Source organism: Amycolatopsis sp. NPDC003861, from assembly GCF_053605405.1.
In genome coordinates this window covers 1-6,811 of record NZ_JBSGJD010000372.1, presented here as the reverse complement: position 1 = coordinate 6,811, position 6,811 = coordinate 1, and the positions used below count along the sequence as shown (strand labels likewise).

Sequence of the window (6,811 nt, the reverse complement as noted above, 5' to 3'; positions counted from 1 at the left end):
GACTTCGCCGGGCCGCTCGTGGAACGGATCCGCCCAGTACGGGACCCCGGCCGCCGCGCCCGGCATCAGGATCGCCACCGTGCCACCGGGTTCGACGTGCGCGAGGCAGTGCTGCACCCAGGCGAGCTCGGGCTCGCCGCGCGGGGGCAGGCCGTACTCCCAGCGCGCGTCGCCAACGAGTTCGTCATGGCCCCACGCCCGTTCGTTGAACGGCGGGTCACACAGCACCGCTTCGGCCGTGCGGCCGGCGAAGGCGTCTTCGCGCAGCGCGTCGACCGCGTGGACCTCCGCCTCGATGCCGCGCAACCGCAGCCGCAGCGCCGCGATCGACGCCGTCATCGGGTCGCTGTCCTGCGCCAGCACGGTTTTCGCGCCGCTCGCCAGCGCGAGGGCACCGAAGCCGCACGCGGGGTCGAGGATCGTCGACACCGGGCCGGCGAGGCGGGCCATCAGCTCGGCGATCGGTTCCGGCGTCGCCGACAACCGCCGCGAATGCGCCTCGAAGTACCGGCGGCACACCAGCTCGAACGCTTCGACCGGCCCCGCCTGGTGCGTCAGCTCGCTGAGCAGGGTGAGCAGTTCCGGGTCGTCGAGCCGGCTGTCGAAGGTGTCGACGAGGCCGGCCTGGAAGGCGAAGAAGCCGCCCGCGCGGCTGACGCGCTCGGCGAGGTCGAGGTCGTCACCGAGGGCGCGCAGGCGCTGCCACGCGCGTTCCCCGGCGCTCAGCTCGAACTTCTTGCCGCGGGCGCGGAACCAGGCGGCGACGGCGGACAGGCCGAACAGCGGGCTCGACGCCGTGCCACCGACCGGCGGCGGGAAGTCCGGGTAGCGGCGGCGCCAGTTGCTGACCGCGGCCCGCCCCACCCCGGCGAGCCGCGCGATGTCGGCCGCGCTGACCGTGGCGTCGTCGTCCATGGCGAGGACTCTATCGGAGGATGCTCCATTCAGCCGAGGCGCTTGTGAACTCAGTCAACCAATGCTTTCATGGGGGACATGACACACGATCGGTACGTCCTGCGGTACGCCGCCGGGTCGGACGTCGGGAAGCGTCGCCGGGTCAACGAGGACGCGGTGTACGCGAGTTCCCGCCTGCTCGCCGTCGCCGACGGCATCGGCGGCCAGCCGCACGGCGAGGTCGCCAGCGCGACGGCGGTGGACGTGCTGCGCGAGCTCGAAGTCGACCTGCGACGGCTCGACCTGACGAACGTGGACCTGGCCGCGACCCTGACCGGCGTGGTCAAGTCGATCGCCGATCGGCTGCACGAAGTGGCGTCGCAGGAGCCGGCGACCGAAGGCATGGGCACGACGCTGACGGCCCTGCTGTTCGACGGCATCGAGTTCGCGGCGGCCCACATCGGCGACTCCCGCGGCTACCTCTTGCGCGAGGGCGGCCTGCGCCGGCTGACCCGCGACCACACGCTGGTCCAGGCCCTGGTCGAGGACGGCCGCGTCGCCGCGGAGGACGCCGAGTCCCACCCCCGCCGGTCGTTGCTGATGAAAGCGCTTCAGACGGCGGGCTCGGGCGACCCGGACATCTGGACGTTCAAGGCCAAGCCCGGCGACCGCTACCTGCTCTGTTCGGACGGCCTCAGCGGCCCGGTCCCCGAGGCAACCCTGCGCGACGTCCTGGACGCCGGCCAGGAGCCGGCCGAGGTGATCCCGGAGCTGATCCGCCTGGCCAACGAAGGCGGCGGCCCGGACAACATCACCTGCGTGGTCGCCGACGTCACGGCCTGACCCACCTGCACAGGCGGCGGAGACCATCCGGTATCGTCTCCTGCGGAGGATTGGCCGAGCGGCCTAAGGCGCACGCTTGGAAAGCGTGTTGGGTTCACGCCCTCGCAGGTTCGAATCCTGTATCCTCCGCCGCTGTAACCAGGCAAAACGCCGGGTAGCCCAGCTCAGGGCCACCCGGCGTTTTCCGTCTTAGTCTCAGTTCTAGTCTCAGTTGACCAGGCGAGGCGAGCATGAGACCCGACTCATCGACGGACCATAATCGGCGGTCGCTCCGGTCAGCGGCTGTCCGTCAGCCAGGCGGCCGGGGTGATGGCCGCCTGCGGGCATGTAGATCCTGCGCCACGCCGCTTCATGACGATGCGCAAGGTCGTCATACACAATCCGCAACCAAGGAGACACATAGGGCTACCGACGCCCAGTCAGCTATGCAGCACGCGGTACTCGCTCAGCAGCCTACGTCAAGCCTGAGATCAACCAGGCGTTGATTCACCCGCCCCCTCGTGGCCCTGACCTCTTGCAGCCCGTCCGGCCACAGTCTCCGAACCTGCAACATTCTTCACTATAGAGTGCGGGAATCGAGTTCGTTGCCCCCAAACCATTAGCGCCGAGAGAGTGAGAGCAAACAAAAACATCATCAGAAGAATGAGCTTAAAAACGTTGTCCGGCTCAGAGTGAGTCACCTTGCCAACCTCAAAGACTCTCTCCGCAAACACGCGTTGCCCCTCCAGGGTCCCTAATTGAAATTTAGATTGATCGACCATATTTCCAGCTCGATCTGGAATAGCAACTGCCGTGCTAGCAATGAAAGTAAAGACACCCACCGGAATCAAAAGAAGCAACGGGAGAAACCTTGCCAGTAGCCGTTTTTTCTTTTTGTACCACGGTTTGTTTAGGTTAGCCAGATCAGCACTGGACAACAGCGTGCCCGATCTTGGCTCCATTCGACTTCCTCGAATTGTGCCACCCAAAACGGGCGGCCTCCCCCCTTGGTGTATTACCTCAAAGACTCCACCATCGCCAGCATCGAGAAAGTCAAACTCTATATTGATTGCAGAGGAATTATTTTCGTCAACCTGAACAACTAGCCTATTTTGACTTCTGCTCCAGGAAAGAATTCGGACCTGCAGAGGAAAGTCGCCGTCTTCTAATTGAAGTCTAACCTTGTCGATCGGAACCACATCAGTGCCACGAACAGTGTCTCCCTGATGGTTCCATATAGCTACGCTGGTTCGCGATATTTTTGTGATCGGCTCACCGGTCAGCGTTCGCATGAAACCGCCGTCAAACGCGCCATCATCAGGACTGGCAAGGATCTCAAATCCGACTATCGACCGCAGCAGTGGACGTTTTCTTCCCCTGCGAGCCAAAATAAATGTCAAAGGGATGCCTACGACCGAAAAGACAAGACCCACTAGTCCAAAAATATCGCTATTACTCATCACTCAACCTCAATCGACGGCCGGTCCCTATCAAGTCGTGGTTGCTACGAATAGCGTTACTACTGACGACCCAAAACTGGTCTCACGTAAGTAACAACCCGCACGGACTCCCAGCCGCACTGCGCTTCGGCGGCAGCAAGACCACCTCACACGCCGTCCACGTCTGCCCACAACAAGCCATCAACCCGGTCGGCCACGCCGCTCCTGATGCGGTCGGTCACGTGCTGGTACCTCGCGGCCATGGCCGTGCTGGACCAACCCATGATGGACATGACGGTCCGTTCCGGGACCTCCAGCAGCAGGAGGACCGTCGCGGCGGTGTGCCGGGCGTCGTGAAGCCGGCGCTCTCCCACCTTGGCGTCGCGCAGCAGCTCCTTCCAGTGGTGGTAGTCGGTGTTGGGCACGAGCGGCTGACCAGTCGGCTTGGTGAAGACGTAGCCGGTCTCCTCCCAGAGGTCGGCCGCCAGGGCGCGTTCCTGGGCCTGGGCCGCCTGGTGCCGCACCAGTAGCAGCGTGAGTTGCTTGGGGAGTCCGATGTACCGCTTACCTGCCCGCGACTTCGTCGGCGCGGTCTCCCGGCGCGTCGAGACGCGCTGCGGGCAGTACCCGGCGAACTTTCGGCCGCACGGCGTCGAGCAACCGTGCTTGTACTTCGGCCGAAGCCGGTTCCGTCGCACGCCGATTTCGGGCGTATGGTGCTCGAAGCACTCGGCACAGAACGGGGACTTGTGCTTCTTGCACGCTCGGTCCCAGCGGTCCCAGTTGACGTCGGGCCACTGAATCCCCAAGGCCTCACCCTGTCGGAGACCCAACGCGAGGGCGATAGCCCACCGGGCGCTGTTTCGCCTACGCGCGGCGGTCTCCAGGATGCGCTGGATCTCGTCGACGTCGTACGGCTCGTAGTCCTGCTCCTCCACCTTCGGGGCACGAGCCAATTCCGCCGGGTTGTCCGTGATGATTTTGCGCTTCTTGGCTTCCTTGAGCGCGGTACGGATGGTGCGGTGCACCTGGTGCACCCGGCCAGCGGCGGACCCTTCACGCATCATCTTGCGGTAGAGCTTTTCCAGGTGGTCAGGTTCGAGCCTGTCGCCCGTGTGGGAACGCTGGAGACGATGTGCACCCACGCCCGGGATGAGGTGAACCCGGCACGCCACCTCGTACGCGTCCCACGCGTTCTCCGTGATGGTCGGCGGTGCAACGATGTTCTCAAGCCAGTGGGTCAGCCAGGACTCAACGGTCCAGTTCTGCCCGGCCTTCCGCACGCGCCCTTCCTCACGCTCGTTCTCCCACTCCCGCACCTTGTTCCGGACCTTGGCCTCATCTTTGGACATGGTGTGGCGGCGGTCCGGCTTCCCGTTGTCTTTGCGGCCGACCGTCACACGGCCGTGCCAGGACCGTCGCTTTCGCTGAAGTAGACGCTGCTCGCACCGTTCGGAGCGCGCGTGCCCTCGGGGCGCTTCTTCCTTGCCATTGAAATCCTTCCTCAGGCGGCGGCCTCGCCGGCGGAACCGGCGACCAGGCGGGCGGCGAACGCGTCGATTGCGGATACGGAGATGCGGCGGAGCCGGCCGATGCGGACGGACTCCAGCGCGCCGGAACGGACCAGGCTGTAGGCGGTCGTGCGGCCGATGCCGAGCCGTTCCCCTGCCTCTTCGACAGTCAGGAGCACGCGGGGCGGCAGAGGCCGGGGCGCCGGCCGCGCGTCGTGGGTCGCAAGGCGTTCGGCGAGCTGGGCGAGGCCGGCGGCAAGCTGGGCGATGTCGTTGGCGGTAGCCATTGGTGGTGAGCCCTTCGGGTCGTGCTGTCGGTGGCGGCGAAGCGCATGGGCTCTCCTCGGTTTTGGCGTGGTCGGTTGTCGGTGCTGAGGGGGTAAGCCGTACCAGCCGTACCAGCCTCGTTTTGCCTGTTCAGGTGCGGTACGGCTTGGATTCCTGGTACGGCTTGAGCCGTACCAGGGCGGATGCGGCGGTACGGCTTGAGCCGTACCAGGCGGGGAAGCCGTACCAGGGCTGACCTGCGAAAACGAGGCTGGTACGGCTGGTACGGCTACCCCGCCCGGCGGTGTCAGGCCGACCGCGCCCGACGGAGCGGAATCGCGCCCCCGGCGGCGTCCTCGCCGTCGCGTTTGGACGACGGATCGGCGCAGTAGCGCTCCCAGGAGTCGGTGAAGTCGGCGCGGCGGTAGCCCTTGGCCTGCCCAGCACCGGGGAACCGCATGGTGTCTGAGCGGATGCCGTACTCCTTGAGCAGACTGCCGAGCTTCATGGCGGTGAGCCCGGTCGCGCCGTACTCGCGCCACGGCGACTCGTCCAGCGCGCGCAGCCGGTGCAGCAGCTCGGCGGTGGGCAAGGCGAGTTCGTCGCCGAACACGGTCCGGCAGTCGGTGAGCAGGCGCTGCCGGTCGTTGCTGTCGCCGTCCTCGTCGGCGGCGGCAGTGAGGGCGAGCACGGCGGAACGGGAGCGGTCCCCCCAGGTGCCTCCGGCGTGGTCGGCGACAGCGACCAGAGGTTCCCAGGTGTCGGCGGCGCGGTCTTCCACGGGCATCTCCGGTTCGGCGGTCTCCAATGTGGACAGGTCGGCGCGCAGCCACGCGTGCAGGTCGTCCGCGAGGGCGCGCAGGGCGGGCCGGTCGCGGCGGTGCCTGTACGGGGCCACGGTTTCGCCGGGCGCGCGGCGGCGCATCCGGGCGATGACGGCGCGGTCTTCGATGGTGTCGGGCATCGCTCCGATGCCGGCGAGGGCGGCCATGGCGAACGTGGGGATGGACTCGACGCGCTGGTTGGTGGCGTCGTAGCGCTTGGCCGGCCGGTTGCGCTGGTGCCCGGCGTTGAGCAGCCCGCGAAGGTCCTCGTTCCCGTCGGCCTTCGGCCCGAAGATGGTGTCCGCCTCGTCCACGAGCAGGGTGGGCGGGTCCTCGGAGACCGACCGGTAGACGGCGGCCGGGCTGCTGTTGACGGTGATGAACGGGTTGTGGCAGGTGGCTTCCACGATGTCGAGTAGCCGGGATTTCCCGCAGCGCTTCTCCGGTGCACGGATCACCAGCCGGGGCGCGTGCGCCCACGCCGGCTGCGCATGGGTGGCCGCGATCCAGAGAGCGATGGCGTCGGCGGTCTCAGGGTTGGGCAGGGCCACGTACCGAGTGAGCGCGGCCCGCAGCGAGTCCAGCAAGGCAGCCCCGTCCAGAGTGGACGGTTCGATGTCGTAGGCGCCCATCGTTGTTCCCTCGTCGTTCGGCGTGCTGGTGGTCATCAGGCGGCCTCTCGGGTGGCGATCCAGGCGTTGACCCGCGCCCAGGACGCGGCGGCCTGTGCGCGGATCTGGGGCGGTGTCAGGGCGGGCCGGGTGACTTCGGCGCGGCGGCGTTCGAGTTCGGCGTAGGTCGGCGCGGTGGCGAGGGCGCGCCAGTCGGCGGCGGCCGACACGGCGTGGGAGGTCTCCCGCAGGGTGCGGCGGCGGTCCCACTCGATCCATTCGGCGAGGAGTTCGGCGACGTGTGGGCTGGTGTTGAGGAGTCGCCAGGCGGCGGCGTCGAGGGTGAGGGCGCGGTACTCGGTGAAGGGGATGGTGACCCGGGTGGCCGGGCCGGCGGCGGTGGTGTGCGTGGTCAAGGCGGGTCCTCACGTTGGTCACACGGG

General features: G+C 67.0%; 7 protein-coding genes and 1 tRNA gene. 2 read left to right on the top strand and 6 right to left on the bottom strand.

Translation table 11 applies throughout. From position 1 onward, the window contains the following. A partial coding sequence (locus ACWEVN_RS45170) for an HsdM family class I SAM-dependent methyltransferase (RefSeq protein ID WP_452055377.1) occupies window positions 1-915 on the bottom strand: 915 nt, incomplete at its 3' end. 78 nt (window positions 916-993) lie between these two features. Here ACWEVN_RS45170 and ACWEVN_RS45165 point away from each other — a divergent pair. Together ACWEVN_RS45165 and ACWEVN_RS45160 are read left to right on the top strand one after the other, a co-directional pair. Next, window positions 994-1,737 carry a PP2C family protein-serine/threonine phosphatase gene (locus ACWEVN_RS45165; protein WP_449680238.1) on the top strand — a complete coding sequence of 248 codons (744 nt, stop codon included), beginning with the start codon at window positions 994-996 and terminating at the stop codon, window positions 1,735-1,737. Between the two features lie 44 nt (window positions 1,738-1,781). Next, window positions 1,782-1,866 (top strand) — tRNA-Ser (locus tag ACWEVN_RS45160). Window positions 1,867-2,207: 341 nt separating this feature from the next. On the opposite strand, the gene ACWEVN_RS45155 is transcribed toward ACWEVN_RS45160, so the two are convergent. The 5 genes from ACWEVN_RS45155 to ACWEVN_RS45135 form a co-directional block, all read right to left on the bottom strand. Then, window positions 2,208-3,176 carry a hypothetical protein gene (locus tag ACWEVN_RS45155; RefSeq protein ID WP_452055376.1) on the bottom strand — a complete coding sequence of 323 codons (969 nt, stop codon included), beginning with the start codon at window positions 3,174-3,176 and terminating at the stop codon, window positions 2,208-2,210. 146 nt (window positions 3,177-3,322) lie between these two features. Beyond that, on the bottom strand, window positions 3,323-4,555 hold the full coding sequence (locus ACWEVN_RS45150; protein WP_452055375.1) for a tyrosine-type recombinase/integrase: 1,233 nt from the start codon (window positions 4,553-4,555) through the stop codon (window positions 3,323-3,325). A gap of 104 nt (window positions 4,556-4,659) precedes the next feature. Continuing rightward, window positions 4,660-4,953, bottom strand: a complete 294-nt coding sequence (locus ACWEVN_RS45145; protein ID WP_452055374.1) for a helix-turn-helix domain-containing protein — start codon at window positions 4,951-4,953, stop codon at window positions 4,660-4,662. Between the two features lie 287 nt (window positions 4,954-5,240). Next, window positions 5,241-6,425: a DUF3631 domain-containing protein gene (locus ACWEVN_RS45140; protein WP_452055373.1), complete on the bottom strand. Its 1,185-nt coding sequence runs from the start codon at window positions 6,423-6,425 to the stop codon at window positions 5,241-5,243. Next, window positions 6,425-6,784, bottom strand: coding sequence for a hypothetical protein (locus ACWEVN_RS45135; RefSeq protein ID WP_452055372.1), 360 nt, complete (start codon window positions 6,782-6,784; stop codon window positions 6,425-6,427). The genes ACWEVN_RS45140 and ACWEVN_RS45135 overlap by 1 nt, the downstream gene beginning before the upstream one ends. Window positions 6,785-6,811: the final 27 nt, after the last annotated feature.

Coding starts and splice junctions, on each gene's coding strand:
- ACWEVN_RS45165 (WP_449680238.1), top strand. CDS start 994: ATGACACACGATCGGTACGTCCTGCGGTACGCCGCCGGGTCGGACGTC.
- ACWEVN_RS45155 (WP_452055376.1), bottom strand. CDS start 3,176: ATGAGTAATAGCGATATTTTTGGACTAGTGGGTCTTGTCTTTTCGGTC.
- ACWEVN_RS45145 (WP_452055374.1), bottom strand. CDS start 4,953: ATGGCTACCGCCAACGACATCGCCCAGCTTGCCGCCGGCCTCGCCCAG.
- ACWEVN_RS45140 (WP_452055373.1), bottom strand. CDS start 6,425: ATGACCACCAGCACGCCGAACGACGAGGGAACAACGATGGGCGCCTAC.